The sequence below is a fragment of the Mycobacterium sp. SMC-21 genome, assembly GCF_045310825.1.
Taxonomy (GTDB): Bacteria; Actinomycetota; Actinomycetes; order Mycobacteriales; family Mycobacteriaceae; genus Mycobacterium.
The window spans coordinates 115,470-140,102 of sequence record NZ_JBJIAO010000004.1; the positions used below are offsets into that span (position 1 = coordinate 115,470).

The 24,633-nt window shown below is 67.2% G+C and carries 27 protein-coding genes; 10 read left to right on the forward strand and 17 right to left on the reverse strand.

Going from position 1 to position 24,633, the window contains the following annotated elements; translation table 11 throughout:
- Positions 1-18: 18 nt before the first annotated feature.
- Entirely contained in the window at positions 19-735 is a 717-nt protein-coding gene (locus tag ACJH6H_RS06130) for a gamma-glutamyl-gamma-aminobutyrate hydrolase family protein (RefSeq protein WP_318985790.1), read from the forward strand.
- Here the strand turns inward: ACJH6H_RS06130 and ACJH6H_RS06135 are convergent.
- Positions 721-1,419 carry a winged helix-turn-helix domain-containing protein gene (locus ACJH6H_RS06135; protein ID WP_318985789.1) on the reverse strand — a complete coding sequence of 233 codons (699 nt, stop codon included), beginning with the start codon at positions 1,417-1,419 and terminating at the stop codon, positions 721-723. The two genes, ACJH6H_RS06130 and ACJH6H_RS06135, sit on opposite strands and share 15 nt — an antisense overlap.
- Before the next feature lie 64 nt (positions 1,420-1,483).
- On the opposite strand from ACJH6H_RS06135, the gene ACJH6H_RS06140 reads away from it, so the two are divergent.
- On the forward strand, positions 1,484-2,230 hold the full coding sequence (locus ACJH6H_RS06140) for an isocitrate lyase/phosphoenolpyruvate mutase family protein (RefSeq protein ID WP_406774447.1): 747 nt from the start codon (positions 1,484-1,486) through the stop codon (positions 2,228-2,230).
- Here the strand turns inward: ACJH6H_RS06140 and ACJH6H_RS06145 are convergent, their stop codons facing one another.
- The 7 genes from ACJH6H_RS06145 to ACJH6H_RS06175 form a co-directional block, all read right to left on the reverse strand.
- Positions 2,231-2,668, reverse strand: coding sequence for a M15 family metallopeptidase (locus ACJH6H_RS06145; RefSeq protein WP_318985787.1), 438 nt, complete (start codon positions 2,666-2,668; stop codon positions 2,231-2,233).
- 70 nt (positions 2,669-2,738) lie between these two features.
- Entirely contained in the window at positions 2,739-3,941 is a 1,203-nt protein-coding gene (gene speD / locus ACJH6H_RS06150) for an adenosylmethionine decarboxylase (RefSeq protein WP_318985786.1), read from the reverse strand.
- Positions 3,922-5,013, reverse strand: a complete 1,092-nt coding sequence (locus ACJH6H_RS06155) for a type III PLP-dependent enzyme (RefSeq protein ID WP_406774448.1) — start codon at positions 5,011-5,013, stop codon at positions 3,922-3,924. The genes speD and ACJH6H_RS06155 overlap by 20 nt, the downstream gene beginning before the upstream one ends.
- Before the next feature lie 57 nt (positions 5,014-5,070).
- Positions 5,071-5,700, reverse strand: coding sequence for a DUF1345 domain-containing protein (locus tag ACJH6H_RS06160; protein ID WP_406774449.1), 630 nt, complete (start codon positions 5,698-5,700; stop codon positions 5,071-5,073).
- 15 nt (positions 5,701-5,715) lie between these two features.
- Positions 5,716-7,176, reverse strand: a complete 1,461-nt coding sequence (locus ACJH6H_RS06165) for a serine hydrolase domain-containing protein (protein ID WP_406774518.1) — start codon at positions 7,174-7,176, stop codon at positions 5,716-5,718.
- A 52-nt stretch (positions 7,177-7,228) separates the two neighbouring features.
- The gene (locus ACJH6H_RS06170; RefSeq protein WP_406774450.1) at positions 7,229-8,611 is read right to left on the reverse strand and encodes an amino acid permease; all 1,383 of its coding nucleotides are present in this window, start codon (positions 8,609-8,611) and stop codon (positions 7,229-7,231) included.
- A gap of 47 nt (positions 8,612-8,658) precedes the next feature.
- The gene (locus ACJH6H_RS06175) at positions 8,659-9,453 is read right to left on the reverse strand and encodes an SMP-30/gluconolactonase/LRE family protein (RefSeq protein ID WP_406774451.1); all 795 of its coding nucleotides are present in this window, start codon (positions 9,451-9,453) and stop codon (positions 8,659-8,661) included.
- Between the two features lie 141 nt (positions 9,454-9,594).
- On the opposite strand from ACJH6H_RS06175, the gene ACJH6H_RS06180 reads away from it, so the two are divergent.
- Both ACJH6H_RS06180 and ACJH6H_RS06185 read left to right on the forward strand, forming a co-directional pair.
- The gene (locus tag ACJH6H_RS06180) at positions 9,595-10,131 is read left to right on the forward strand and encodes a DinB family protein (protein WP_406774452.1); all 537 of its coding nucleotides are present in this window, start codon (positions 9,595-9,597) and stop codon (positions 10,129-10,131) included.
- Positions 10,132-10,183: 52 nt separating this feature from the next.
- Positions 10,184-10,810: a TetR/AcrR family transcriptional regulator gene (locus ACJH6H_RS06185; protein ID WP_406774453.1), complete on the forward strand. Its 627-nt coding sequence runs from the start codon at positions 10,184-10,186 to the stop codon at positions 10,808-10,810.
- 59 nt (positions 10,811-10,869) lie between these two features.
- Here ACJH6H_RS06185 and ACJH6H_RS06190 read toward each other — a convergent pair whose 3' ends face one another.
- On the reverse strand, positions 10,870-11,337 hold the full coding sequence (locus tag ACJH6H_RS06190) for an SRPBCC family protein (RefSeq protein ID WP_406774454.1): 468 nt from the start codon (positions 11,335-11,337) through the stop codon (positions 10,870-10,872).
- A gap of 102 nt (positions 11,338-11,439) precedes the next feature.
- On the opposite strand from ACJH6H_RS06190, the gene ACJH6H_RS06195 reads away from it, so the two are divergent.
- Both ACJH6H_RS06195 and ACJH6H_RS06200 read left to right on the forward strand, forming a co-directional pair.
- The gene (locus ACJH6H_RS06195) at positions 11,440-12,042 is read left to right on the forward strand and encodes a TetR/AcrR family transcriptional regulator (RefSeq protein WP_406774455.1); all 603 of its coding nucleotides are present in this window, start codon (positions 11,440-11,442) and stop codon (positions 12,040-12,042) included.
- Positions 12,043-12,125: 83 nt separating this feature from the next.
- The gene (locus ACJH6H_RS06200) at positions 12,126-12,401 is read left to right on the forward strand and encodes a hypothetical protein (protein ID WP_212807709.1); all 276 of its coding nucleotides are present in this window, start codon (positions 12,126-12,128) and stop codon (positions 12,399-12,401) included.
- An 18-nt stretch (positions 12,402-12,419) separates the two neighbouring features.
- Here ACJH6H_RS06200 and ACJH6H_RS06205 read toward each other — a convergent pair whose 3' ends face one another.
- Positions 12,420-14,246, reverse strand: coding sequence for a DUF222 domain-containing protein (locus ACJH6H_RS06205; RefSeq protein ID WP_406774456.1), 1,827 nt, complete (start codon positions 14,244-14,246; stop codon positions 12,420-12,422).
- 247 nt (positions 14,247-14,493) lie between these two features.
- Between ACJH6H_RS06205 and ACJH6H_RS06210 the strand changes: the two genes are divergently transcribed.
- Complete coding sequence (locus tag ACJH6H_RS06210; RefSeq protein ID WP_406774457.1) at positions 14,494-15,864, forward strand: flavin monoamine oxidase family protein; 1,371 nt, start codon at positions 14,494-14,496, stop codon at positions 15,862-15,864.
- Here the strand turns inward: ACJH6H_RS06210 and ACJH6H_RS06215 are convergent.
- Genes ACJH6H_RS06215 through ACJH6H_RS06225 form a run of 3 tightly spaced genes read right to left on the reverse strand, consistent with a single transcriptional unit; the run spans position 15,861 to position 18,407 of the window.
- Positions 15,861-17,225, reverse strand: a complete 1,365-nt coding sequence (locus ACJH6H_RS06215; protein ID WP_318984097.1) for an AarF/ABC1/UbiB kinase family protein — start codon at positions 17,223-17,225, stop codon at positions 15,861-15,863. The genes ACJH6H_RS06210 and ACJH6H_RS06215 overlap by 4 nt on opposite strands.
- Before the next feature lie 50 nt (positions 17,226-17,275).
- A complete protein-coding gene (locus ACJH6H_RS06220) occupies positions 17,276-18,172 on the reverse strand; it encodes a hypothetical protein (protein WP_318984096.1) in 897 nt (298 codons plus the stop codon).
- 4 nt (positions 18,173-18,176) lie between these two features.
- On the reverse strand, positions 18,177-18,407 hold the full coding sequence (locus ACJH6H_RS06225) for a hypothetical protein (RefSeq protein WP_318984095.1): 231 nt from the start codon (positions 18,405-18,407) through the stop codon (positions 18,177-18,179).
- Positions 18,408-18,542: 135 nt separating this feature from the next.
- Between ACJH6H_RS06225 and ACJH6H_RS06230 the strand changes: the two genes are divergently transcribed.
- Positions 18,543-19,166 carry a TetR family transcriptional regulator gene (locus ACJH6H_RS06230; RefSeq protein WP_318984094.1) on the forward strand — a complete coding sequence of 208 codons (624 nt, stop codon included), beginning with the start codon at positions 18,543-18,545 and terminating at the stop codon, positions 19,164-19,166.
- 7 nt (positions 19,167-19,173) lie between these two features.
- Here ACJH6H_RS06230 and ACJH6H_RS06235 read toward each other — a convergent pair whose 3' ends face one another.
- Positions 19,174-19,737 carry a peroxiredoxin-like family protein gene (locus ACJH6H_RS06235; protein ID WP_318984093.1) on the reverse strand — a complete coding sequence of 188 codons (564 nt, stop codon included), beginning with the start codon at positions 19,735-19,737 and terminating at the stop codon, positions 19,174-19,176.
- Positions 19,734-20,834, reverse strand: coding sequence for an oxygenase MpaB family protein (locus ACJH6H_RS06240; RefSeq protein WP_406774458.1), 1,101 nt, complete (start codon positions 20,832-20,834; stop codon positions 19,734-19,736). The genes ACJH6H_RS06235 and ACJH6H_RS06240 overlap by 4 nt, the downstream gene beginning before the upstream one ends.
- Positions 20,835-20,958: 124 nt before the next feature.
- Between ACJH6H_RS06240 and ACJH6H_RS06245 the strand changes: the two genes are divergently transcribed.
- The gene (locus tag ACJH6H_RS06245; protein ID WP_318984091.1) at positions 20,959-21,420 is read left to right on the forward strand and encodes a nuclear transport factor 2 family protein; all 462 of its coding nucleotides are present in this window, start codon (positions 20,959-20,961) and stop codon (positions 21,418-21,420) included.
- A 5-nt stretch (positions 21,421-21,425) separates the two neighbouring features.
- Here ACJH6H_RS06245 and ACJH6H_RS06250 read toward each other — a convergent pair whose 3' ends face one another.
- Complete coding sequence (locus ACJH6H_RS06250; RefSeq protein ID WP_318984090.1) at positions 21,426-22,448, reverse strand: fused (3R)-hydroxyacyl-ACP dehydratase subunits HadA/HadB; 1,023 nt, start codon at positions 22,446-22,448, stop codon at positions 21,426-21,428.
- Positions 22,449-22,642: 194 nt separating this feature from the next.
- On the opposite strand from ACJH6H_RS06250, the gene ACJH6H_RS06255 reads away from it, so the two are divergent.
- Positions 22,643-23,530, forward strand: coding sequence for an SCO6745 family protein (locus ACJH6H_RS06255; RefSeq protein WP_318984089.1), 888 nt, complete (start codon positions 22,643-22,645; stop codon positions 23,528-23,530).
- Here the strand turns inward: ACJH6H_RS06255 and ACJH6H_RS06260 are convergent.
- Positions 23,527-24,624 (reverse strand): LLM class flavin-dependent oxidoreductase, encoded by a 1,098-nt coding sequence (locus tag ACJH6H_RS06260; protein WP_318984088.1) that lies wholly within the window; start codon positions 24,622-24,624, stop codon positions 23,527-23,529. The genes ACJH6H_RS06255 and ACJH6H_RS06260 overlap by 4 nt on opposite strands.
- Positions 24,625-24,633 lie beyond the last annotated feature (9 nt).

A 24,633-nucleotide genomic window follows, 5' to 3' on the forward strand; every position in this document is an offset into this window, starting at 1 on the left:
GAGAGGACAGACCCGATAGTGGCCGCACCCGTTGTCGTCGTACCGCGCCGGTTCTCGGTCGGTGACGACCCGCGCGTCATCGCGGCGAATGAACTCTTCGACCGGATCGTCCAACTGGTCGAAGCGGCCGGCCTGACACCGCTGGTCGTCGACGATCCGTTCGTGGCGCTGTCCGACGTCGGTGGTCTCGTGCTGCCCGGCGGCGGAGACATCAACCCGCAGCGCTTCGGGCAGGTCGCAACCGCGGCGGTGTACGACGTCAATGACGAACAGGACGAACTCGACTTCACGCTGGCGGCACGAGCAGCGGAAGCTGGGTTGCCGGTGCTCGGCATCTGCCGGGGCGCGCAGGTGCTGAATGTGCTTCGCGGCGGGGACCTCCACATCGACCTGGTACCAGGCGAAGTCCCGCATCGGAGTACGACGGCCGGCGAGTTGTTCGGCTGGCATCCGGTTGCCCTGGCAGCAGGTAGCCGAGTTCGTGCTGCCCACGAGTCCGACCAGATCATCGTCGGTTCGGCCCACCACCAGGGCATCGCGTCACTGGGGGACGGGTTGGTGGCCACCGGCCACGCGGCCGACGGCCTGATCGAGGCGTTCGAGGCCGTCGACGGTTGGGTGCTTGCGGTGCAATGGCATCCGGAGGCGCCGGGCACGTCGGAGTCGGTTCAGCGCGCACCGTTTGCCGCGCTCGCCCAGGCCATCGAAATCGACGAACGCCTAGCCCGCCGCTGAAAACTGCGTCGCCGCCGCAATTCCGAGCAGTCGCTCAAGGCCCGCGCTACCCGACGGTGTCACGACGACTGCCCGGCTGCTGCCGATGCGCCGTACCCAGCCCTGGGTGAACATCGCGGTCGCGATGTGCGCGCCCGCCGCGCCCGCCAGGTGTCTGCGTCGCTCGGTCCAGTCGAGGCACGCGCGCGTCGCGGCCCGGCGCCCCGGTTCGAACGGCGAGCCCAGCGCATCCGTCAGCCACTGGCGTCCATCGGTGGTGAGGGTCAACGACTCGTCGAGCAATCCCGGTCGGAGCAACGCCTCGGTGATGGTCACCCCCAGCCTCCCGGCGAAATGGTCGTAGCAGGTGCGCCCGCGTGCGAGGGCACTGTTGATCACCGCTTCGCGCATGCCGCGTGGCGGTGTGGACGGCTGCTCTCCCAGCACCGCGAGTGACTCGAGCACCTCGGCGACGCCGGCGTCCACCAGCTCGACGTAGCGATGGCGCCCTTGCCGGCGTTCGCTGACCAGCCCCACCGTCACCAATCGGTTGAGGTGCTCGGTGGCGGTCGAGGCTGCGACACCGGCGTGTGCAGCCAATTCCTTTGCCGTCCAGGCCCGCCCGTCCATGAGCGCGATAAGCATGCGGGCGCGCGTACTGTCGGCCATCGCGGACGCAACGGCGGCGAGGCATTCGGCTGTCATAGACCCAGTGTGCGACGGTGACAATTCGGTGGCCACCGAACCATCCGGCGACCACGATGTACGCATGGACACGTTCACCCGTCTGCACCACGGCGACGAACCGCTCCTCCTACCCAACGCCTGGGACTTCGCCTCCGCTGCGGCGTTTGTCCGCGCCGGATTCCGCGCGGTCGGGACGACCAGTCTCGGCGTCGCCGCCTCATACGGACTGCCTGATGCCGCCGGCGCCACCGGGGCGGAAACTCTCGCTCTGGCACGGACATTGGCTCGGCTCCCGGTTCCGGTGACGGTGGACATCGAGGCGGGTTTCGGGATGGACCCGGCAGCTCTGGCCGCGGAGCTGCACGCCATCGGTATCGCCGGGGTCAACATCGAGGACGGCCGCGGCGATCACCTCGCGGCGCTCGACGAGCAGTGCGCGCTGATCGCGGCGTTCAAGGCTGCCGCGCCGGACGTGTTCGTCAACGCCCGCGTCGACACCTATTGGCTGCATCTGCCCACGGCTGACACCACCCGACGCGCATCGGCGTACGTCGACGCCGGCGCGGACGGCGTCTTCGTACCCGGCCTGCGCGACGAGCGCGTGATCGAGCAGCTCGTCGCCGAGCTCGGAGATATTCCACTCAACCTGCTCGCCCAGTTGCCGTTCCGCCGGCTCGGCGAACTCGGCGTCCGTCGCGTGAGCACCGGGTCACTGCCGTTCCGCGTCGCCATCACGCAAGCTGCCGCGGCGGCGACGGCATACGCCACGGGCGCGCCGACTCCCGCCGCGATGTCCTATGACGACGCGCAGGCGCTCTCGCTCAGCTGATCAACTGGCGGCGTTGGGCAGCAACGGCGGGCATGCCCCCTGGGCATCGGTGGCGAGCTCGAAGTGCCAGAGTTCGTTGGCGTAGATCTGGCACAGACCGAAGCGTGCACCGTTGGCGATCAGCCACCTGTCGGCGCTCTGGCCGCCGATGTCGACCGCCTGACCGCTGACATGCTTGGACTGCTGTGACGTCTGAACGTATTGCCGCGCCGCGTTGTAACTGCCGTAGGTCTGGATCGCGTCGTCGAGCAGTTGTTGCTGGAACTCGGGAGTGCGCCAGCCGGAGGTGACCGTCATGGGGATGCCCTCGGCCGCGGCTGCGGTCGCCGCCTGCTGGATGGCGGCCAACAACGCCGGGTCAAGGTGCCCGACGGTGGGGTTGGAGACGTCGAACGGGCTCGCCGCATCGGCGGACGCGGTAGCCATCGGTCCGAGCATTGTGAGCGCACCTGCCAAGGCCAAGGCGGTACCGACGAGTCGCATGGGCACCGACCCTACTCGGCGTCGGCTACCGACTCTTCTCCCGCAGGGACATCGGCGGCGTCGTCGCTGCCGCCAACGCCGCGGCGTCGATCGTCTGACATCGATATGGCAGCGCCTCCAGCCGAGCCGTCATCGTGGCGAGCGGATCCTCCACGACGCCGGTGGTACCGGACAGGAACGCCCACTCGTGTTCGTCACTGCCGAAATAGACCACGGTGCCGAAGGTTTCGCCGAAACGCTCCCATGACCGGAGCAGCGTCTCGTTGCGCCATAGCGTGGGGCAGCCGGCCTGGCCGGTGACGACGGTGCCGATGTCACCACACAGCTTCATGTACTCGGCGCCGTAGAGGCGGTTGTGCTGGGCGGCCTCAGCGCGTTCGTCGGGGAGATCTATGACGACGACGTCATACCTGGGTCCGGAGTAATCTGCCACAAACTCGTATCCATCGGTGTAGTGCACGGTGACGGGGCCGAGTCCGGCTTCGGCCCTTGCCAATTCATCGGGCGTGTAGCCGTAGGGCAGGTGTTCGGCGCAGAGCCGGACGGCCTCGCGGTCGATGTCGACGTGGTCGACGTGCGTGGCCCCGGCGGCGACAGCCATCTGGCTGGCCACACCTTCGCCGGAACCGATGATCAGCACCCGGTCGACGGTCTCGGCCAGCAGCAGCGCCGGCACCATCAGTGCCTCGTGATAGACGAGCTGGCTGAATTCGGTGCTCTGCCGGTCCGAGTCGCTGAACAGCGAGATGCCTTGCTCCGTCCGGCCGATCACCAGGTGTTGAAACTCAGTGTGGACATCGCACAGCACATCGGTGAGCTGCCAGGTGCGGGTGATGCCGGGAGCCATCGGCTCGACGATCTGCCGTCCCGCTCCGCGAAACACCGTGTGGATGTGGGCATCTGCTGCGCCCACGGCCTGTCGCAGCAATCGGACGGCCTCCTCGGCGTCGGCCGACTCACCGCAGGTGAAGACGTCGACGAACATCGCGCCGCGTTCGGGATAGCTGTGGATCGAGGCGTGTGATTCGGCGAGCAACGCCAACACCGTCACGCCGTGTGGCTCGAAGCGCTTGTCCACCATGTCGCACACCGTGGCTCCGGCCCGCTCGACGGAGGTGCGCAGCAGGTGGCGCAGCCGCACGCGATCGTTGGCCAGGTCGCGGTCGACGCCGGTGAATTCGGCCAGCACGTGACAGCCCGCAAAGCTGCTACCCGGTTGTGACTGCATCAGTGACCTCCACGAATTGCGTTGCAAGCGGGACAAATCCATTGAACGACGAGGCGTAGCTCGTCGTATACGCGCCCGCCGCATCGATCTCGACGAGATCACCCGGGCGTAGCGTCACCGGCAGCGGATACCGCCGGTACAGCACGTCGTCGCCGTCGCACGTCGGGCCGGCGACCACGGCGTTGTCGACGGGATCACTGTCGCGGTTCGTGCGCAGCCGGTACCGGATGTATTCGTTCTCGGTCTCGGCCAGGCCGCCGTAGCGCCCGATGTCGAGGTACACCCAGCGGCGGCCGTCGGTGCCGGTCCGCACCGACACCACTTCGGACGAGAGCGTGCCGGCCGAACCGACCACCGCGCGCCCGGGTTCGATGACGACGTGGGGTAGCGCCGGGAAGTGCCGTCCGAGGGCGTCGGCGATGGCGCCACCCACGATCGCGACGCCGGGTACGGGTGCGTCGTACGAGATCGGGATGCCGCCGCCCAGGTTGAGTGTCGTCAGGCCGGGTACGGCCTCGAAAATGTCACGCGCGCACCGGATGCCGATCTCCCACGCGTCCGCATCGAGCTGCTGCGAGCCGACGTGGAAAGCCACCCCGTCCGCTCGGAGTCCCGACCGGGCAGCCTGTCTCAACAACCCGGCCGCATCGGCGGGCGCGCAGCCGAACTTGTGCCCGAACGGCGTCACCGACGACGGAAACGTCGGCGCAATGCGACATTCGACGCTCGAGCCCGGCGCGTTCTCGGCGATCGCCGCCAGGCCGGCCGCGGTGTCGAAGGTGAACCGCCGGACGCCCCGCGCAAACGCATACGCAATCTCGGCCGGCTTCTTGAGCGGGTTGCCGAACGTCATCAGGGCACCGTCGATGCCGGCCGCCGCGCACAGGTCGACCTCACCGACGGACGCGACGTCAAAGGCGCAGTCGAGGCCTGCCAGGAGCCGCAGGATGGGCTCGGCCGGGTTGGCTTTCACCGCGTACCGAACCTCGGCCGCGGGCAGGGCGCTGCGCAACGCCGCAACGTTCCTGCGCACCGTTGCGAGGTCGATCGTCAGGTAGGGCCTACCGGGCACACGCGGCAGAGTACTGAACCAATCCGTCCGTCGCGCGCTGATCGGCGAGCGAAGCAATCAGCCGACGAGGTTGATGACGAGGTTGATCGTGCACGCGATGATCACCGTGCCGTAGATGTAGCTGAAGAGGCAGTGCCGGAGTACCTCGGCCCGGATCTGAGAGCTGGTGACGTCGGTGTCGGAGACCTGGTAGGTCATCCCGAGGTTGAACGAGAAGTAGAAGAAGTCGCTGTACTGCGGATCGACATCGGGACTGTTGAAGTCGATTCCGCCGGGTTCGTCGTCGTAGTAGATGCGCGCATAGCGCGCCGTGTACATGGTGTGGAGCAGCGCCCACGTCGCGAGGATCGCGGCCAGCGACATGCCTGCGTACGACGCCTTGTCCGCGTCGTTCGCGGACAGCAGCAGGATTCCGATGGAGGTCAGGCTGGCCGTGAGGATGAGGAACAGGACCAGATCGCCGATCTCGTCGTCGACGTCGGCTTCACCCGCGTGCTCCTTCGTCTGCTCGGGGCCCATCCGCCACAGCGCCACGAGCGCCCATGAGACGTAGCTCGCCGCGGTGACGATGACGACCGCCAGCAGTCCGACGGGCCAACGCTGCAACAGCAGCCCGGTGGCCAGGCCGACGCCGAGGCCCGCCGTCAAGCTGATCCAGAATCTGTTCGCGCCGGAGAGTGAGGTCACCCCATGCATTCTCCGTCAGCTCCCGTAGAGGCGTAGCGCCCGTGCGGCTTCCGTGGCGATCTCACCGCTGAGCCTCGCAATAGGTGGGCCGCCGCGTTGATGGATCACGTTGGCCAGCACCGCGACGTAGGTGTCCGACTCCGCGTCGATCCAGAGGCTGACGCCGGTGAAGCCGGTGTGCCCGAAGCTGCCGACGGGAAAGACCATGCCGCGGGGTCGGGAATGTTCGGTGTCGATGTCCCAGCCGAAGCTCCGGAGTTCTTGTCCCGGGATCGCCGGATAGTCCGGCGCCAGCAGCGGATCTGTTGTGTTGGGCCGGTTTTCGACGGCCGCTCGGCTGGCGGCATTCGCCGCGGGCACCTGCCCGGCGTTGTGCCCCGGTTGTTGCGGCGTCGCCATCAATTCCGCGGTGCTCCGCCCCAGCGGGAACGGGCTCGGACGTCCGGCGAGCCGGTCGATCAGCGCCTGCGCGTAGCGGCCGATGTCCGAAACCGTCGAGAACACTCCTGCACTCCCTCCGGTGCCGCCCATGCGCCTTGCCGTCGGGTCGTGCACCGTGCCGCGGATCAAGTGGTCGAAGTCGGGGTTGATGCCGGGAGTGTCGTCATCGTGGGAGGTCGGTGCGACGCGCCCCAGCAGGGCGGTACTCCAGGTTCCGGGCGGGCACGGTCCAGCCGGTACGCCTTCGAAAACGATTGCCGTGCCTCGAATCTGGTGCGGGCCGCAGGCCTTGGTGGCGGGCAGATACCGAGTATCGGCAAGGTCCATCGGCGCAAAGACGTTGTCCTGTACATAGTTGTCCAGAGACTCGCCGGTGATCTTCTCGATCAGGGCGCCGAGGATGATGAAGTTGAGGTCGGAGTAGTGGAATCCCTCGCCGGGGCCGAACTCCAGAGGCGCGGTGAGCGCACGACGAATGCCTTCGGCCTTGTCGGCGTTTGTCAGCCCCCACGGGCCTTGATGGCTGAGGTCGCCGCCCGTACCGGACGTGTGCGTCAGCATCATCCGCACCGTCACCTGGGCGCGGCGTGGGTCGTTGGTCGGATTGAATTCCGGAAAGTACGTCTGGATGGGTTCGTCGACCTCGACCAGGCCCTTTTCGTACAGCTGCAGGAAGGCGACAGTCGTTGCGATGCTCTTCGACAGCGACGCGAGGTCGAATATGGTGTCGTCGGTCATCGGTTCCGCCGGGGCCGCAGATCCGTCCAGCGCGGGTTCGTCACCGAGTCTGCGGGCGCCGTAGGCCTGCCGGAACACGACCTTGCCGGCATGCCCGATCTCGATCACCGCGCCGGGCAACCGATGCGCCGCGAGCGCGTCGTTCACCAGGCGAGATACCGCGGCGAACGGGCCGGCCGGGACGACGCTCGGGACCGGCGTGGCGGCCGCAGTTGTCGTGGCCGGAGGCCGAGCAGTCGGCGGCGAGGTGACGGCCGGCGGCGGCGTCGGGTGTCCGCACGCCGCGAGGGCGAGCATCACCGCGCATACCCGTGCTACGCGCGACCCCGACACCCTCACCGCTTCGACGTTAGCGCCTCACTCTGTTCAGCAGGGATCCGACGATGAGCAGACCGCAGAACCACAGTGGCAGAGCGATGGCGCCGGCACGGGAGGCTGGATCCTGCGTCATCAGGATGTAGATCAGCGCGAAGTACCCGAGGCACAGGTAATTGGTGAGCGGTGACAGCGGTGTCTTGAAGACACCGGCGCCTTCGCGCGCCCGAAATCGCAGATGGCTCAGCGCGATGATGCTCCACGTGATCAGCTCGGCGCCGACCACGACGGGAATCAGGAGTACGAGCGCCTTCCCGGGCAGCACGACATTCAGCAGCACCGCCACGGCGACGAACCCGGAGTTGAGCAGCAGTGCACGGACGGGGACGCCGCGGGCGTTGGTGTGAGCGAGGAACCGTGGCGCCTGGCCGCTGGCGGCGAGGTCGTACAGGACGCGCGCGTTGCTGTAGGTCATCACGTTCGCCACCGACAGTGCGGCGGTCAGAACGACGATGTTGAGCAGCGTTGCGGCGCCGCCGATCCCGAGGCCGACGAGCATCAACACGAACGGGCTGCCCTCCGTGCCCACCTTGTCCCACGGCCAGATGATCAGCATGACGCCGATGGCGCCCACGTAGAAGACCAGGATTCGCAGCAGCACCTGATTGATGGCGCGGGGGATGTTGCGGGCGGGCTCCTCGACCTCACCGGCGGCGGTGCCGAGCGACTCGATGCCGCCGAAAGAAAAGGTGATCGCGACCAGCGAGATCATGAAGGCGCCGAGCCCCTTGGGGGCGAAACCGCCATGCGCCCAGAGGTTCTGCAGGCCGTGCACGTTGTAGTCGCCGGCGCCGAAGATGATCGCGATGCCGATGACGATCATGGCGATGACGGCGGTCACCTTGATCAGCGTGAAGTAGAACTCGAATTCGCCGAACGCTTTTACGTTGAAGGTGTTGGCGGCGGTGATGAGCACCAGGCACACCGCGGTGGTGATCCAGCGGGGCATGTCCGGGAACCAGAAGGCCATGAACTCCGAAGCTGCCGTCAACTCCACCATGCAGACGACGACACAGACGTACCACCAGTTCCAGCCGGCGATGAAACCCGCTGGTTTGCCGAGATATTCGCGGGCGTAGGCCGACCACGACCCCGCGACCGGATGCGCGACGGCCATCTCGCCGAGCATCCGCATCACGCCGTAGAGGACGATGCCGGCGATCGCATAGCCGAGCAGAACGATCGGCCCGGCGGTCTGCACGGATGTGCCCGAGATGAGGAACAGACCCGTCCCGATCGCGGAGCCGAGGGAGATCATCTGCAGATGGCGGTTCTTCAGGTCGCGGTGCATCGGCGCGTCAGCCGGGGCGGTGGTCTCGGCACGGGGCCCATCAGCGGGACGGGTGCTCGGAGCCATCGGGTTGCCTTCCATTCGGTGTATCGCGTGCGGGTGAGGGGCTGGGACTACGTCGGTGCGGCGGGTACGTCGACGCGGGTCTGCAACACCCGCCCGGCCGACTCGCCGCGCATCAGACCGTCATGCGTGGTGTCGTCGACAACCAGGTACAGCGTGCGCCCATCGGCGCCACCGAGGGCGGGTGCGACGGCCCAGCCGTGGTCGATCGGGATCCGATGCGTCACGGTGCCGCCGGCGATGACGCGCAGGAACTCGCCGGTGTCGTAACAGCCGACCCACACGCCGCCCTCGCTGTCGACGCACAGGCCGTCGGGGTGGCGGCCGGTGCCGAGGTCGGCGAACACCGTGGGGGAGCCGAGACTGCCGTCGGGTGCGGTTGTAAAGGCAAGCAGGCGTGAGCCGTTCGTCTCGCTGACGACGAGGGTCCCGTCGGGCAGAAAGCCGAGGCCGTTGGGGACGGCGAGCCCGGTCGCGACGATGCGGACGCCACCGGCCTGGTCCACCAGGCCGATCTCGCCGACGAGTGCATCGCGGGTCTGTTTGTACAGGTCGACGTATGCGCGGCCGTCGGGGACGACGACGAGGTCGTTGGTCGACCAGGCCAGATCGCTGACATCGAACGTCGAAGTGGTGTTTCCGTGGGCGTCGACGTGGTGGATCGTGGCCTCGAAGAGCGTGGACACCACGAGCGTTCCGTCGGGAAGCCAGCCGAGGCCGGAGGCGCGCGGCACCTCGGCCTCGACGGAGAGGTCACCCGTTTCGCCCACCGAGTACACCCGGCCGGCCGGTCCGTCGCTGAACCACAGGTGGCCGTTGCGCCATCGCGGTCCTTCGCCGTACACGAACCCGTCGATGAACGGCTCAACAGCTGTTGACGTCGTCGTCGGACCATTCCCTTCGCTCGATGAGTGCGTAGAGGCTATCCCGTGCTGGTCGAGGACCGATCCGAATCACCGCACCGGATCGGGTGCGACACTGGTCGCGTGACGACTTCAGAGCCCATCGAGCCCGACACCAAGGACTGGACGTGGGTGTTGACGCGCGCCTGCCCTGAATGCGGCTTCGATGCGTCGTCCGTCCAGCCCTCCGATGTCGCCGGCCGGATCCGCGACGATGCCGCTGACTGGGTGCACCGCCTGGCCGGCTCCGGAGTGAAGTCGCGACCGCGGCCCGACGTCTGGTCAACGCTCGAATACGGATGCCACATCCGTGACGTGCACCGAATCTTCGACCACCGCGTCCGACTGATGCTGACCGAGGAGGATCCGCGGTTCCCCAACTGGGACCAGGACGAGACGGCCATCGCCGACGACTACGGTTCGCAGGACCCCGCCGTGGTCGCCACCGAGCTGTTCGACGCCGCGAACATCGTCGCGGACACCTATGCCAATGTGCCGGCGGAATCTTGGAAACGTCGCGGATTACGCAGTAATGGAAGCGAATTCACCATCGCGACCATTTCGCTCTACCACCTGCACGACATCGTCCACCACGCGCATGACGTCGCCCCACGCGGGTGATAGACGTACGTTTGCGACATCTCATGAATCAACTGAACCGAAGGGGCCAAGGGTGTCGGTTTCCGGAACGCGGCGCGTATACGGGGGCGTCACCGGCGAGGAGCGCATCGCCCAGCGGCGCCGGAAGCTGATCGAGGCCGGGACGAGCTTGTTTGGCTCTCCCGGTTCAGGTTCGGTCCGCGTCAAAGACGTGGTGGCCGAGGCCGGCCTGACAGAGCGCTATTTCTACGAGAGCTTCACCGATCTGAATGCATTGTTCGGTGTGGTGTTCGATGCGGCTGCCGATGCGATCGATGCGCGGGTGAACGCCGCCATGGTCGATGCGCCGGTCGACAGCTTTGCCCGCGTGTCGATCGCCCTGCGCGCAACCGTCGACGTGTTGTCGGACGATCCGCGGATGATCCGCATTCTGTTCGTTGAAAGTCTGGGCTCGGGCGGTCGTGCGGGTGTTCACCGCAATGAAGTACTCGCCCGCACCGCCGGCAGTTTCTTGAGATGGTCCACGCCAGAAGCCTCATCGTTCGAAAGCAGTGCCGCCGATATTCGGATGAAGGCATTCGCCATGTCGGGCGCCGTTGCGGAACTGCTGATCTCTTGGGCGGATGGACATCTCGAGGCCACGCCGGCTGAACTGGCCGACTTTCTGGCCGGGCTGTACTGGCGCATGAATCTGCCCTGACCGACACAGCCATAACCAAACAGATTGCGCTGCAGGGGAAACCGCCGTGGCCGCGTCGCCTACTCTGCCGCGGCTTTGATCGCCTGCAGGGTCTGGCGCATCCCCTCGCGCATGGATGCGGTGAAGACGTCCTGCCCGCCCATGTAATTGTCAATGACGTGGACCGTCTCGTCGGGGCTGCCGTCGGGGCTCTCACGCCGCTGGGTGAGCTTGGTCCCGCCCGCTGTGGGCTCCAGGCGCAGGGACCAGATGGCCCAGTTCTCCTTGATCCGGAAAGCGATTTCGCGGCCGTTGTCCAACCGGATGATGGTGCCGTGCGTCTTCCATTGGAAGGTGCCGTTGTTGTTCAGGTTGGTGAACTCGACACCGTCCGCGACCTGCTCGGCGCCGCCGCGCAACCGGGTCGATTCGACCTGTGGGCTCCACTCGGCCATCCGGCGGACGTCGCTGACCAACGTCCACACCGTCTCGGGCGCGGCCGCGATCTCGATGCTCTCCTCGAGTATCGGCTGCGGATTCGAAGGCATGTCGTCACTCCCATCATCGCGAAATTGAACGTCCGATCGGACGCCTTTCGGAGCGTAATGATCAAAGAGATTTACGTCCAGTCGCACGTATAAAATGCGGAGGTGGCAACCGACGATCAGTTGGATGGGCGACGCGTCCGCGGCGACGCGACCCGGCGGAAGGTCGCCTACGAGGCGGCGATGATCGCGACGACCCACGGGCTCGACTCGATCACGGTCGGCGCGCTGGCCACGGCGACCGGGGTCAGCAAGAGCGGAATCCTCACCGTGTTCGGGAATCGGGAGGCGATCCAGGTCGCCGCGGTGGCGGAGGCGCGAAACATCTATCGCGAGACGATCATCGCGAAGGCGCTCGAGGCGGCCCCCGGCGCGCCGCGGCTGCGTGCGCTGATCGACGCGTGGGTCGACTACCTGACCGCCGGCGTGTTCCGCGGTGGTTGTTTCATGGCGGCGACCACCGCCGAATACGGCCGTCGCGACGGTCCGGTCGCGGACGGGGTCAGGAAGCTCAAGCGTGGCTGGCTGAAGCTGCTGGAAACCGAGCTGGCTGTCGCGGGCTCGTCGGCACCGGCAGACGACGCGTTCAAGATCGACGCGTTTCTCACTGCCGGCAACGACCGAAGGGAACTGTTCGCCGACGACGCCGAGCTGATGCGCGCCAGAGACCTCGCGATGGGTGTCGTCGGCCAACTCGCGGGCGCCTAGCGGCGATCAGCCGATTCCCGGTCCTTGTGTGGCTTTGCCGGCGTAGCTTCGGTTGCATCTGACGATGCGAACTGGGGGTTGCCATGGCGTTGAGAACCTATGGCGTGCTGGCGGCGGGAGCGGGTGCGGTTGCTGTCGCGCTACTGGGCGCGAACCCGCCGGCCGATGCCGCACTGGCGATCCAGCCGTTCCCGGCATGTTTCCCGTGGGAATGGAACTGTGGGCCCGGCGGCTTCTCGACCCCGGCCGACGACGGGATCCCGGGCGACAATGCCGCAGAAGGTGGCATCCCGGCCCCCGCGGTCGTGCCGAACGTCGACGGTTCACTCAGCCCGCCGGGCATGCCGGGCGACGTATAGCCCGTACTAACGCTGCACTCACAGTGGCGGTGGGATGTCTTGTTGCTCTGCTGATTCTGCGGCCGCCGCGGCTTCTGCAGCTTCTGCGGCTTCGCGTTCTTGGCGTTCTTTGCGTCGGCGGGCGAAGGCTTCTTGTGCGGCTTCGCGCTCGTCGATATCGGCTTGGTTGCGGGCGCGTTCGTAGGCGATCTGCTGGGCCTGGTTCTGGGTGCGGGTGCGGCGCCGGATGGGCATCATGACGCCCCGGCCGGGAGCCGCGGTGGTGTCCAGATCGGTGTCCTGTGGTGGTGGGTTCGGCAGTGGGGTGTCGGTGACCGTGCGGGGAAACAGGATTCGACTTTCGGGCACGCTGATGTAGGTGTGGCCGGTGGGTGCGGTCCACACAATCGTCCCGTCAGGCTGTTGACGGTCCTGCCACCCGTCAGGGCCGCCGTAGAAGGTTTTGAGTAGGTGGTGTTTGCGGCATTTCGGGCTGAGGTTGCCCGGATGTGTCGGCCCGATCGGCCACGGAATGGTGTGGTCGATATCGGAGGCGGTGGCGGGCTGATCGCAGCCCGGGAACATGCAGGTCATGGCCCGCACCCGGACGAATTCATCCATCGCCGCCGACGGCCGGTAGCGCGGCACCTCAGCCAGATCCGCAGCCGAGGCGACCGTGCGGACCTTCGCACCGCGAGCCACCAGGTCCGCGAGCATCGCCGGGGGCACCACACCGCCGCCGAGGACATAACCGACGGGTGTGCGCACCGGCGCAGGGGGTTTGGTGGAAGTCGGGATCGGCGGGTGCGCCGCATGGGCTTCAGGGGTGGGCGGGGTGTCGCCGGCCGGTTCGTCCCCAGCAGGGGTCGGGTTTTCGGCGGGCCGCGAATCGGCCGCCGGTGCAGGCGCGGGCTCGGGCTCAGGTTCAGCTGTGAAGAAATGCTCGGGCTCGGGCTCGGGTGTGAACACCGGCTCAGGTGCAGGCTGGTTTGGCGCCGGGGTCGGGGGCGCGCCCGGATCCCCACTGAGCAGCGGATCCGCCACCGGCACCGGCAGCCGATCGGTGAGCACATGAATCATCACCGCCGCCGCCCGGGCATCAGGCCCAGCGGCCGGGCAATCCGGATTGCCGCACTGGCACACCAGCCGATCCCCACGAGCCGCCAACACCCCCAACGCGTCAGCCCGCCGCTGCCCAAACGTCCGCGGATCGTCCTCACACACCTGCCGGGCCATCTCGTTCAGCACCCGATCCAACAGCTCGGCGTCGGTGGCCAGCAGCGCACCCCAGATCGACGCCACCCCGGTCTCATCATCGGGCTTGCCCACCCCGACCCCACGCCGGCGCGCGGCCGAGCGCACCTTGATCACCGCGGCCGGGTCGAACTTCTGCACCCAACCGTCGATCTTGCGTTCAATCTTCTTGCGGGACAACCCCGCCCACTCCGACAGCGCCCCCGCCAACGCAACATCGATCACCGCCAGCGTATTGGGATCCTCCACCAAACGGGTACGCCAACAGATCGTCCCGACCGTCCGCGCTGAGACCCCACCGTCGGCGAACACCGCCGCCACCCGAGGTAGCCGGAACCGCAACGCGACCGCAATCGACAACTGCCCCGACGCTTCACGCTTCCCGATCCCCAGCGCCGCACCCACCTCGGCGACCGCAGCATCCCACCCATCACAGGCCCACCACTGCCGACCATCTTCGTCATCGACACGCAACGCCACCAGATCAGCGATCGCCCGAAACTTCCCGCACTCAGCGACATTCGACACCCGCGCGAAATGCACCACCGCATCGACCACAGAGGCATCGTGAACCAGCACACCGCCGGCCCCGATCCCTACGTGTTCGTACATATGTTCGATTATGCCAGACGGGTCCGACGCGTGCCACCGCATTTCTGCTGGGGGGCCGAGGCTATCGGCGCCGGACTGAATCCGCATTTACGCGCGCGCATATTTTGTGCGAATCCGGATTCGGCACCACGGTGGCCGGCGTACCTTGAGCTCAGCCCACCCTCGCCGTCGATGAGTTGGCCCGGCCACCGCACCTGATCGCAGGCGTGTGGAACGAGAACGGAACTTCGGAAGCGAAGGGCGACTCATGCCGGCCGATGTCGACTTTTGTGTTGTGGGAGCGGGTTTCGCAGGATTGACCGCCGCCCTGCGGCTGAAACAGGCGGGCCGTTCGGTGGCCCTGCTCGAGGCGCGGGACCGGGTCGGGGGTCGTACCTTCACCGAGGTCCTCCCAGACGGGACGTGGATCGACCGCGGCGGCGCGTGGGTCGGTCCGGGGCAGGACCGCATCAAGGCCCTGATGGCCGAATACGGCGTGACCGAATACAAGGAGTACGTCGACGGCGACGCCATGATGATCGTCGACGGCAAGAAGCACCGGTACTCCGGCACCATCCCGTGGGCGATGAGCCCGTGGGCCATCGCCAATCTCGGCGCCGGCCTCCTCGAGATCGGCCAGATGTGCAAGACCATCCCGTTCGACGCCCCGTGGCAGGCCAAGAAGGCCGCCGAGTGGGACCGAATCACCTTGGGAGAGTGGCTGCATCGCAATATCCGCTCGCATCAGGCACGCGAGATGCTCGACATGGCCATGGCCGGGGTGTACACCTCTGCCGCATCGGAGACATCACTGTTGTGGGCGTTGCATCAGATGGGGTCCGGTGGCGGACCGGTGTTCGTCATCTCCAACGCCGGCGGCGCGCAGGACGCCCGGGTGCGTGGCGGCATGGGAGCGATCTACGGCCCGATGGCCGCCGAACTCGGTGCCGCGCTACATCTTTCGTGCCCGGTGGACCTCATCGCGCAGGACGACGACGGGGTGACCGTCCACGCCGAGCGGCGGACGGTCCGGGCCCGGCACGCGATCGTCGCCGTACCGTTGGCCGTCGCTTCCCAAATCGATTACGCGCCAGGGCTTCCCGTCGACCGGATGTTCCTGCACCGGCGCATGCCGAGCGGCGCCGTCTACAAGATCTCGGTCGTCTATGAGACGGCGTTCTGGCGTGCGGACGGCCTGTGCGGTCAATCGGCCGCACCGGGCAGTCCGGCCACGCTGACCATCGACGCCTGCACCGACACCGGCACGCCGGGCATCATGTGCGTCATCACCGAAGGCCCGGCCGCGCGCAGGCTCGGGCTGCTCGATCCGGCGGGACGCAAGGCCGTCGTCGTCAACGAACTGGTCGACCGGTTCGGGGCGAAGGCCGCGTCGCCGGTGAGCTACCACGAGCAGAACTGGACGGTCGAGCGCTACTCCGGCGGCGGCATGATCAGTCACGCACCGCCCGGCGTGCTCACCGAGTTCGGCCACGCGCTGCGGACGCCGTGCGGGCGGATCCATTGGGCCGGAACGGAAAGTTCGGCCATCATGTGCGGCTGGATCGACGGTGCGGTGCGCTCTGGGGAGCGGGCGGCTGCCGAGGTGCTGGCCGCGGACAGCGTGGCCGTCGTGGGCTAACGGCTCGCTCGCCAGCGCGCGATCTCGCGGCCGATCTCGGTCTCCGCGGGTCGGCCGAAGAACCATTCTTGGCCGATGCGGTACCAGTTGTTGGTGCTCTGCAGATGTCCCAGTGTGCCGAAGGTGAGGAAGTCGGCGCGCCGGGAGAAGACATGCTCGGGCGGCAGCATCTGCCGCTTCATCCCCGCGAACTCGGTCTGCCGCGGATCGATGGCCGAGACGACGGCGCCAGTGGCCAGCTCAGGCGTGATGGTGAGGTCCTCGTCGATCATGTGCCATTCGCTCGCGGCCCAGATGTACTCCAGGCAATCCTGGGCTGTCACACCGGATTCCGTGTCCACGATGCCGCGGCCCAGCATCAGGCGGTACAGGTCGTCGGCACGGCCTTCGATCGCGGCGTGGAAGCAATCGAGCTCGAATGCCACGTTCGCGGGGTCCATCCGGTTGTACAGCCCGAAGTCGACGAAGCCGACGCGACCGTCGGTGGCCAGCATGATGTTGCCGGGGTGGGGATCACCGCAGAATTCGTGGTTGGTGAAGAGCGAGCCGATATAGAAGCGGTAGACCAGTTCTCCGATGCGATTGCGGTCGGTCGCCGGCAGCGTGCGCATGTGCTCGAAGCCTGCGGCATCGAGGTATTCGGTGACCAGCACCCGCGGTGTGCAGAACTCGACGACGCTGTCGGGGACGACGATGAACGGATGTCCCCGGTACTGTTCGGCCACCAAGTGCTGCGTCTCGGCCTCGCGCAGGTAGTCGAGCTCGCTCTCGAAGTTCCGGGTGATCTCGTCGAGCATGGCGGTGTTCGCCGACGGCCACAGCCGCCAGAGCTTCATCAGCAGTGCGAGATTGCGCATGTCGGCCTGGATGGCCCGATCCACGCCCGGATACTGAACCTTGACGGCGACGTCGCGGCCGTCACGCAACCGGGCTCGGTACACCTGGCCGATTGATGCTGCGGCCGTGGGGGATTCGTCGAAATCGGCGAAGACACCCGACAGGGAACCGAGGTCGGCTTCCATGACCTCGCGCATGGCGCTGAACGGCGCCTGCGGCGCCTGATCCCGCAGCGCGGCGAGCTTTTCCCGGAACTGCTCGCGGTGCGATTCGGGCACCAGATCCAATTCGATCACCGACAGCATCTGGCCGAGCTTCATCGCGGCGCCCTTCATGGAGCCCAGCACCGTCACGAGATTCTCGGCCATCTGGATCGTGGCACGCTCGGCCAGCAGTTCCTTGGCGCGTTCCGACCGGCCGACCATCGACAGGCGGGTGCGGCCGCCGCGCACGGCTTGCTTCGCGGCGAGGGCGCCCAGCTTGCCGCCCCGCGCAAGACGCCCCTCAGGCAGTTGGCGTGCCACGCTGCCTCCCACGGAATCGGTGCAACGACGCCATCAACGTACCGGCCCGATTACGCAGGTGTCTCGTGTGTCCAGGACTCAGTTTCGCGGGCGATCCGTTGCCAGGCTTCGAGGCTCGCCAGGCGCGCGCGGGCCTCGCTGTCCAGGACGGCGGAGATTTCGAGTAGCTCGGTGACAACGCCTTCGGTCCTGGCGACCTCGAGTACGTGCGTGACGACGTCGACGTCGGGATGGCCGAGCAGTTCGGTGACCGCGGGGCGCGCGAGCTCGGGGTCGATCCGGTTCAGCAGCGACAGCAGCGCTGCCAGCACCTCCGGCTTGCCGGTGGCGGCAGCCCGGGCCATGCGCAACGACCGGTCTGTTCCGGCAGCCCGCATGATGTCGTTCATGACGTGCGTGTCCGACACCAGTACGCCGGTCAGGATGATGCCCTCGTCGTCGTCGATGGCCCGCTCGAACGCCACGATGAGTTCGTCGGTGGCGAATTCGACGAACCGCGACGCGGTCAGGTAGTCGCGGCGCCGCAGCAGTTCCTTCGCCGCCGGGATCAGCAGCTTGGCGGGCAGCCGCGGGGCGAAGTGCGGGATGACCCGAGGGTCGACGTACGGCGCCGCGTCGGCGAGGTAGCTCGGTTTGAGCCCGGACAGTACGCCGATGGCGCGGTCTCCGTGCGCAAGTCCCACCGCGCCCCCGACGCGCCCCGCGACTTCCGGAGGTACCGCGCGGTGAGCGACGGTGACCACCAAGGCATTTGGGATCAGCGGCGCGAGCTTGCCGACGCGTGCGAAGGCCTCGGCCTGTTCGTCGAACAGCGCGTCGGACAATGCGCTGCGCAGGGCTTTGAGGTCGTCGGCACCGAGTCGTTCGAGGCCGGCCAGGTTTGCGGCATCGGTCTGCAGCAGCGCGGCCAGCAGCGACAGTTGTGCGCGCGTCAGGATGTCGGCCATCACGTCACCGTCCGAACAGGATCTTGCGGGCGGCGGGCCGGATCAGCCGGGGCAGGACTTTGAGCCCGTCGTCGAGCGAGTCGTTCAGGCTGCGCTGGTGGGCCACCTTCGCCTTCCTGAGCAGACCGAGCAGCTGGGCTGATTCCTCGGGGGTGAGCTTCTCGAGTACTTCCCGCGGTTGTCCGAGCTCGTCGAGCAGCGGGTTCTCGGTACCCGGGGTAGCGGCTTTGTCCATCCTAAATAACTACCACATTCGGATGGCATAGCTATCTGAAGGCGTACCGAGGGCTGAAAAAGGGCCCTTAAGCTGGCCTGTTATCTGGATAGCGATAGTATCGAGGCTCGTCGTGCGGAGGATGTGGAGGACGTGGTGGCGGCTCGGAAGGTGCTGACGCGGGCGGAGAGCCAAGCGCAGACGCGGCAGGAATTGCTGGACGCCGCGGAGCAGCTTTTCTACGCCAACGGGTATCACGCCACGTCCCTGGCCGCCATCGCGGCAGAGGCGGGACGCACCATCGGTGCGGTCTACAGCAACTTCGAGGGCAAGGAAGCGCTGTGCCTCGAGGTGATCCGCAACCGCTCCATGGCCGAACTCAATCAACTGCTCGGGCCGCTCGTGGCAGCCGGTGTCTCCACCGACGACAGGCTGGCGGCTCTGGCGAGCTGGTGGGCCCGCATCGGCGCCGAGCCCAACCTCGTCGTGCTGACCGCTGAATACGTGACCAGTACGTTCCACAATCCTGATCAGCTCGCCAAGGCTCGTGAAGCGTTGGAACGGTTCAAGGAATCGACGCGGGTGCTGCTCGAAGACGCCGTGCCGGAAGGGGTTCCGGCCGACCACCCGCTCATGGACGACGCCATCGAAGTGGCGGTGGCGACCGGCGCGGGCATCGCCATGGCCCAGGCGCTGGGCACGATCGACGCCGAGCGGGGCGCGGCGCTGATGGTCGCCAACATGCGGTTGTGGTTCGACGCGCTGGTCGTCGGCAAGTAGCGCCGAGTCAGTCCGTCCCCGCGGTCACCCGCGGTGCCGCCACAGCGCGGAGCGCTGCGACGACGTCGGTCCCGGCCGCCAGGTCCGCGGCGTACCGCGCGCGGTGTTCCCACGCGACCCCTCGGCCGCCCCGTTCGACGACGAACACGCCACCGAGCCGGCGCGGATCGCCGGTGCGCTGATAGGGGTAGATCCCGGCCCGGACGAAGTCGAGGAATGCGCTCGCATTCCGGATCGGGTTCAACCATCGCCGCCGGGCGGCCAATCCCATTGTGCGGTAAAGGGTGTGGTCCTGGGTGGCCATGACGGGAGTGCGGGAACCGGCCCGCTTCCGGAAGGTGAAGCCCTGGATCGAGGTGCCGATGCCGATCAGGATCACCTGGGCGCCAAGCGCTTCCACTTCATCGAAGTGCGCGGTCAACTCTCTGGCCTGGGCCAGACCGAAGACACTGCCGAACTGCGGCAGGAACACCAGCGCCGCCGGCCCGTCGCGCCAGAAGTCCTGGAGCTCGTGTAGGTGGTGCCGATCATCCAGCACACGCTCATTGCTGATGACATCGACCCGGCTCAACTGATCGCTCCCACAGCGTCATTCGTGCGGTCGGCCGAGTCTGTCGGCGCGAACGGGCACATCGTGCCGCGTTTGCCGTGCTGCAGTGTCAGGCCGGGATCGTGCATCATCTCGACGAAGCCGGTGCTGTCGGCATGACGGATCACGTTGTGCAGATAGCCCCACATTTCTGGGCCGAAGTACGGGATGAAGACGCGGTCGAAGACCGGGTTCCCCAGCGCCTTGACGGTTGCCTTGACCAGTAGTGCGCCCAGCCGTGGCCGCAGCCGGTAGTCATCGAGGCCGCAGATCTGCCGGACGTACGGCGTCAGGAGCGGGATGGCGGCCCAGATCGCCACGCGCATGAGACTTCCGATGACGAGGTTCGGGTTCAGTGGTGTCACCGGGGGGTGGGTCATGAAGTCGGTGAGTTCCTGCGCCGGGCGAGTGAATGCCATGAGCTCCTGCTCGGCCCGCTGCACCCAGGCTTCGACATCCTCGGGGGTGTCCGGCAGCTCGCCCGCCGGCATTCCCATGAGCTGACACACCTTGACCTGCTCGCGGTAGAACTGGCGCTCCTCTTCGTCGGTCGCATTCGGGTCGCCGAAGGCCTTGTACGCGCGCCACAGGTGTGGCCAGCCCACGACGTAGGTGAATTTGAGGGTCTCGACGTGGTTGGCCTGGAACAGCTCGCCGGTCGCGGGTACCTCGCCGGTGATGTGAGAGTGCTTGCGGAACAGGTCAACTCCCACTTTTTCGGCGCTGGCGGTGTCGCCCGCCACGGCGCCGGCGAAGAAGTGCAGGCTGCGGCGGATACGGCCGACCGTGTCGTAGTAGTACGTCGTGTGGTGGCCGACGCCGTACGCCCCGTCGGGGTCCAGCACCGAGATGAAAAGCCCGGAGAGAGCGCCCATTCCGGCAACCATGACGTTCTCGTAGACCTTCCAGCTGATCGACTCGGGCCCGAAGTAGCCGTTGTCGATCCGTGGGGCCTCCGCTATCGCCAGGGCCTTCTTGCCGTTCTTGCCGTGCAGCTTGAGCAGGAAGTCGTAGCGACGGTCGATTCTCTGGCGTTCGGCTTTGGGCATCGCGACGTCCTGTAGGCGGACGGACTTCATGGGCTCCTCCGGTACCAATTGAGATAGCAATGTTATTCCAATGGTGACGTTACTCCAACCGGGACGGGCCGACAAGACTTGCGACCGCCATAGGATGCGGAGGACGAGCAGGACGGAGAGCTGGATGTCAGACGCCGCAACGCACAGCGCCGTGCAGAAGTTGGTGGACGCCGAAGAGTTGCGGATGGGCTTGGGCACGTTCGCGCGCGTGGTCGACGGCAAGCGATGGGCGGAGGCCTCTCAGGTCTTCGCCGATGACGTCACGTTCGACTATGGCGACCAAGGGCCGCAGTCAGGCCTGCCCGCGCTGGTGGCGACGTTCCGCCGATACCTCGAAAAGTGCGGCGGCACACAACATCTCATCGGTTCGATCCAGGTCGAGGTCGGTGACGACGACACGGCTGTCACGCGCGCCTACGTTCAGGCCAGGCACCAGGGCGTCGGCCCGCTCGCGGCCGAAACGTTCGACACCAACGGTGAGTACACCGACACCTGGGCCCGCCGGCCCGAAGGCTGGCGGATCGTCAACCGCATCAGCCGATGGTCGGCGATGTCGGGTAATCCCGCGGTTCTGTTCCCGCAGTAGCGGGATCAGCGGAAGCGGACGTCCATGGTGGCGAGGCCGAAGATCTTCTTGCCGCCCGACTTGGCGCCGACGATCACGACACCCGTGCGGGTCTCGGGGTCCAGGGATTTGATCTTGCCGCTGAACTCGATATCGCAGCCTTCGGTGGCCGGCACCACCGCGGGCGCCGACAGGCGGACGGTGTAGCGGCTCACGGCACCGGGGTCGCCGGACCAGGACGAGGCGTATCCGGCGCCCAGGCCCATGGTCAGCATGCCGTGGGCGATGACGTCGGGCAGCCCGGCGAGCTGCGCCAGCTCCTTGTCCCAGTGAATCGGGTTGGCGTCGCCGGCCACGCCGGCGTAGTTCACGAGGTCGCCGAGTGACAACCGCAGGTGACTCGCGGGCAGTTCGTCACCGACGGACACGTCCTCGAACAACGGCGTCCCCGGCGTTCGGGCAGCGTCGGTGGCGATCCGGATCTCGCCCTCGGGACGCACCGTCTTGCGGTACTCCTCGGAGCCGATGTCCAGGATGTTCATGTCGTGCATCATGGCCTTCTGCACGGCCGTCTTGACGTCGCCGTCGATGTCCTCGGCCGTCACGCCGACGACGGTGGTGTGCAGGGTGTGGACCCGCTCGCCCTTGGTGTCGGTGAAGGTGTTGGTCACGGTGATGAAGTCGCGGCCCGCGGTCCGGCGGACCGCCGTCAGCTCGACGTCGATGACCAGCTCATCGCCCGCCACGATCGGCCGGTGCTGTTCGAAGACCTCTTCGGTCTGCAGGTAGGTGTCGTAGCCGACGACGATCGACTCGAACATCCGCCGGTTGCACTTCATGCCGGGTGTCGAGGTGAACGTGATCGGCGCGATGACATCGGCATAGCCGAGCTCATTGGCGGCAGCGACGTCCCAGTGCGCGGGGTGGTAGTCCTGCACCGCGCGGGCGTACTCGCGCAGCTTCTCGCGGCCGACCAGGTAGGTGCCGTCCATCTGGTAGTGGTGGCCGATCCGCGCTTCGAGCGGCGACGCTTCTGCTGCTGTCGTCATGACTGTGCCCAACTTTTCTATCGACATGTTCGCTGAGGCCGACCAAAGCACCCTACGCGGCGAGGTGGTGCCAACACACGTCGATGCGCCGTCTACCTGCGCCGAGCGCAGGCAAATGTGCCCAAAACCACGCGATCGCGCCGACTGTCGTGGCTGTTCGCGGGTGCCCCGGGCGCCCGTGCTTGACTGGCAGCATGGCCCGCACACCCACTTTGGCCCGTCGGTTGTTCGAGCGTTACGAACCCGTGCACGCAATCACGTACTTCGCGCCCGAGGCGCGTGCCGCCGCCGTCGACCTCGGCTATCGCAGCTTCTGGAGCGGCTACTTCGTCACCAGGTCGGCGCCACTGGGCCCGGTGCCGCCGCAGGTCGTCGAGGCGGTCTTCTACAACTTCGCCGCCCACCGCGTCGCGAAGTCGCTGGCCGGCGCGTGGGACATCGCCACGCCCCAGCAGGCGCTGGCGGCCCGGGAAGCGGGAGCGGTCGCCGCATTGCGCCGCTACGGGCTCACCGCGGACGACAACCTGCGTACCGCCACCGATCTGCTCGGCCGCGTCGCGCGCGGTGCCGCCGTCGACGGCCGGCCGTTGTTCGCCGCCCTGTCCGCGGTGCCGTGGCCCGACGAGCCCGTGGCCGCGCTGTGGCACGCGGCGACCCTGCTGCGCGAACAGCGCGGTGACGCGCACGTGGCGGCCCTGGTTGCCGCCGGCATCACCGGCCGGGAAAGCAACGTGCTGCATGTCGCGGCGGGCCGCACGACCAAGGAGAAGGTCGTGTCCACGCGGGACTATGACGACGCCGAGTGGGACGCCGTCACCGCGCGCCTGGCCGCACGGGGCCTGTTGAGAGCCGACGGTTCACTGACCGACGCGGGACGCGAACTCAAGGCCGACATCGAGCACCGCACCGATGCCGCCGCGCTGCCGACGCTCGACGTGCTGAGCGACGCCGAGGTCGAGACCCTGTTCCAGGCGCTCACCCCGATTGCCCGGATGGTGGTCGCCGGCGGCGATCTACCGGCGATCACCCCGATGGCGTTGCAGCACAGCGATCTCGACGATCCCGGCGCGAATCTCGGCTAGGCGGCCAGGGCGCCGCGCTTGCGCAGCAGCGGCAGCACGCCTTCGGCGAACCAGTAGGCCTCTTCGAGGTGCGGGTAGCCGGAGAGGATGAACTCGTCGAATCCGAGGTCGTGGTACTCGGAGATCAGCGACGCCACTTCCTCATGGCTGCCGACGAGCGCGGTCCCGGCGCCGCCGCGGACCAGGCCGACACCGGCCCAGAGGTTCGGGTAGACCTCGAGGTGGTCGAGCCGGCCACCGTGCAGCGCCGTCATGCGCCGCTGTCCTTCGGACTCCGAATTGGCATGCAGCGCAGTGGCTTTGGCGATCTGTTCGGGCGTCAGCTCGGCCAGGAGGGAATTGGCGACGGCCCAGGCGGCCTCGGAGGTGTCGCGGCTGATGGTGTGCAGCCGGATGCCGAAGCGCAGGGTGCGCCCGCGGGCCTTGGCCAGTTCGCGCACCTGTGCGATCTTGGCCGCGGCGGCAGCCGGCGGCTCGCCCCACGTCAGGTAGACGTCGACGTGCTCGGCTGCGATGGGCAGCGCGGCCGGCGAAGATCCACCGAAATACAACTGCGGCAACGGGTTCGGCGGTTCGGAGACGCGCGCGTCGGTGACGGAGTAGTGCCTGCCGCGGTAGTCCACGGGGCCGCCGCGCCAGATATCGCGGACGATCTCGAGGAATTCGCCGGTGCGTTCGTAGCGCTGGTCGTGGCTGAGCCAGTCACCGAACCGGCGTTGTTCGATGTCGTCACCGCCGCTGACGATGTTGAGCAGCAGGCGTCCTTCGGAGAATCGCTGAAAAGTCGCCGCCTGTTGCGCGGCCAGGGTGGGTGGCACGAGGCCGGGCCGGAAGGCAACCAGGAACTTGAGACGTTCGGTTTGTTCGAGCAGGGCAGCAGAGGTCAACCAGGCGTCCTCACACCAGGTTCCGGTCGGCGTCAGCACGCCTTCGAATCCGAGGCGGTCGGCAGCGCGGGCTATTTCACCGAGGTAGCGCAGGCTGGGCTTGCGGTATGACGCCGGAACCGTGTGGTGCGATGACGCGTGCGACGCGCCGACGATCGAGCGACTGTCACCGTTTGTGGGCAGGAACCAGAAGAACTTGGCGGCCAAGACGATCCT

What these genes read in the sequence shown, in the direction of transcription:
- ACJH6H_RS06190 (WP_406774454.1), bottom strand. Translation starts at nt 11,337, where the DNA reads ATGCCTTCGAATCCGCAGCCGATACTCGAGGAGAGCATCGAGATCGCG.
- ACJH6H_RS06205 (WP_406774456.1), bottom strand. Translation starts at nt 14,246, where the DNA reads ATGTACGAACACGTAGGGATCGGGGCCGGCGGTGTGCTGGTTCACGAT.
- ACJH6H_RS06255 (WP_318984089.1), top strand. Translation starts at nt 22,643, where the DNA reads ATGGCCCGCACACCCACTTTGGCCCGTCGGTTGTTCGAGCGTTACGAA.
- ACJH6H_RS06140 (WP_406774447.1), top strand. Translation starts at nt 1,484, where the DNA reads ATGGACACGTTCACCCGTCTGCACCACGGCGACGAACCGCTCCTCCTA.
- ACJH6H_RS06170 (WP_406774450.1), bottom strand. Translation starts at nt 8,611, where the DNA reads ATGGCTCCGAGCACCCGTCCCGCTGATGGGCCCCGTGCCGAGACCACC.
- speD (WP_318985786.1), bottom strand. Translation starts at nt 3,941, where the DNA reads ATGCAGTCACAACCGGGTAGCAGCTTTGCGGGCTGTCACGTGCTGGCC.
- ACJH6H_RS06145 (WP_318985787.1), bottom strand. Translation starts at nt 2,668, where the DNA reads ATGCTCGGACCGATGGCTACCGCGTCCGCCGATGCGGCGAGCCCGTTC.
- ACJH6H_RS06210 (WP_406774457.1), top strand. Translation starts at nt 14,494, where the DNA reads ATGCCGGCCGATGTCGACTTTTGTGTTGTGGGAGCGGGTTTCGCAGGA.
- ACJH6H_RS06165 (WP_406774518.1), bottom strand. Translation starts at nt 7,176, where the DNA reads ATGCTCGCCCTCGCGGCGTGCGGACACCCGACGCCGCCGCCGGCCGTC.
- ACJH6H_RS06250 (WP_318984090.1), bottom strand. Translation starts at nt 22,448, where the DNA reads ATGACGACAGCAGCAGAAGCGTCGCCGCTCGAAGCGCGGATCGGCCAC.
- ACJH6H_RS06245 (WP_318984091.1), top strand. Translation starts at nt 20,959, where the DNA reads ATGTCAGACGCCGCAACGCACAGCGCCGTGCAGAAGTTGGTGGACGCC.
- ACJH6H_RS06200 (WP_212807709.1), top strand. Translation starts at nt 12,126, where the DNA reads ATGGCGTTGAGAACCTATGGCGTGCTGGCGGCGGGAGCGGGTGCGGTT.
- ACJH6H_RS06135 (WP_318985789.1), bottom strand. Translation starts at nt 1,419, where the DNA reads ATGACAGCCGAATGCCTCGCCGCCGTTGCGTCCGCGATGGCCGACAGT.
- ACJH6H_RS06220 (WP_318984096.1), bottom strand. Translation starts at nt 18,172, where the DNA reads ATGGCCGACATCCTGACGCGCGCACAACTGTCGCTGCTGGCCGCGCTG.
- ACJH6H_RS06225 (WP_318984095.1), bottom strand. Translation starts at nt 18,407, where the DNA reads ATGGACAAAGCCGCTACCCCGGGTACCGAGAACCCGCTGCTCGACGAG.
- ACJH6H_RS06240 (WP_406774458.1), bottom strand. Translation starts at nt 20,834, where the DNA reads ATGAAGTCCGTCCGCCTACAGGACGTCGCGATGCCCAAAGCCGAACGC.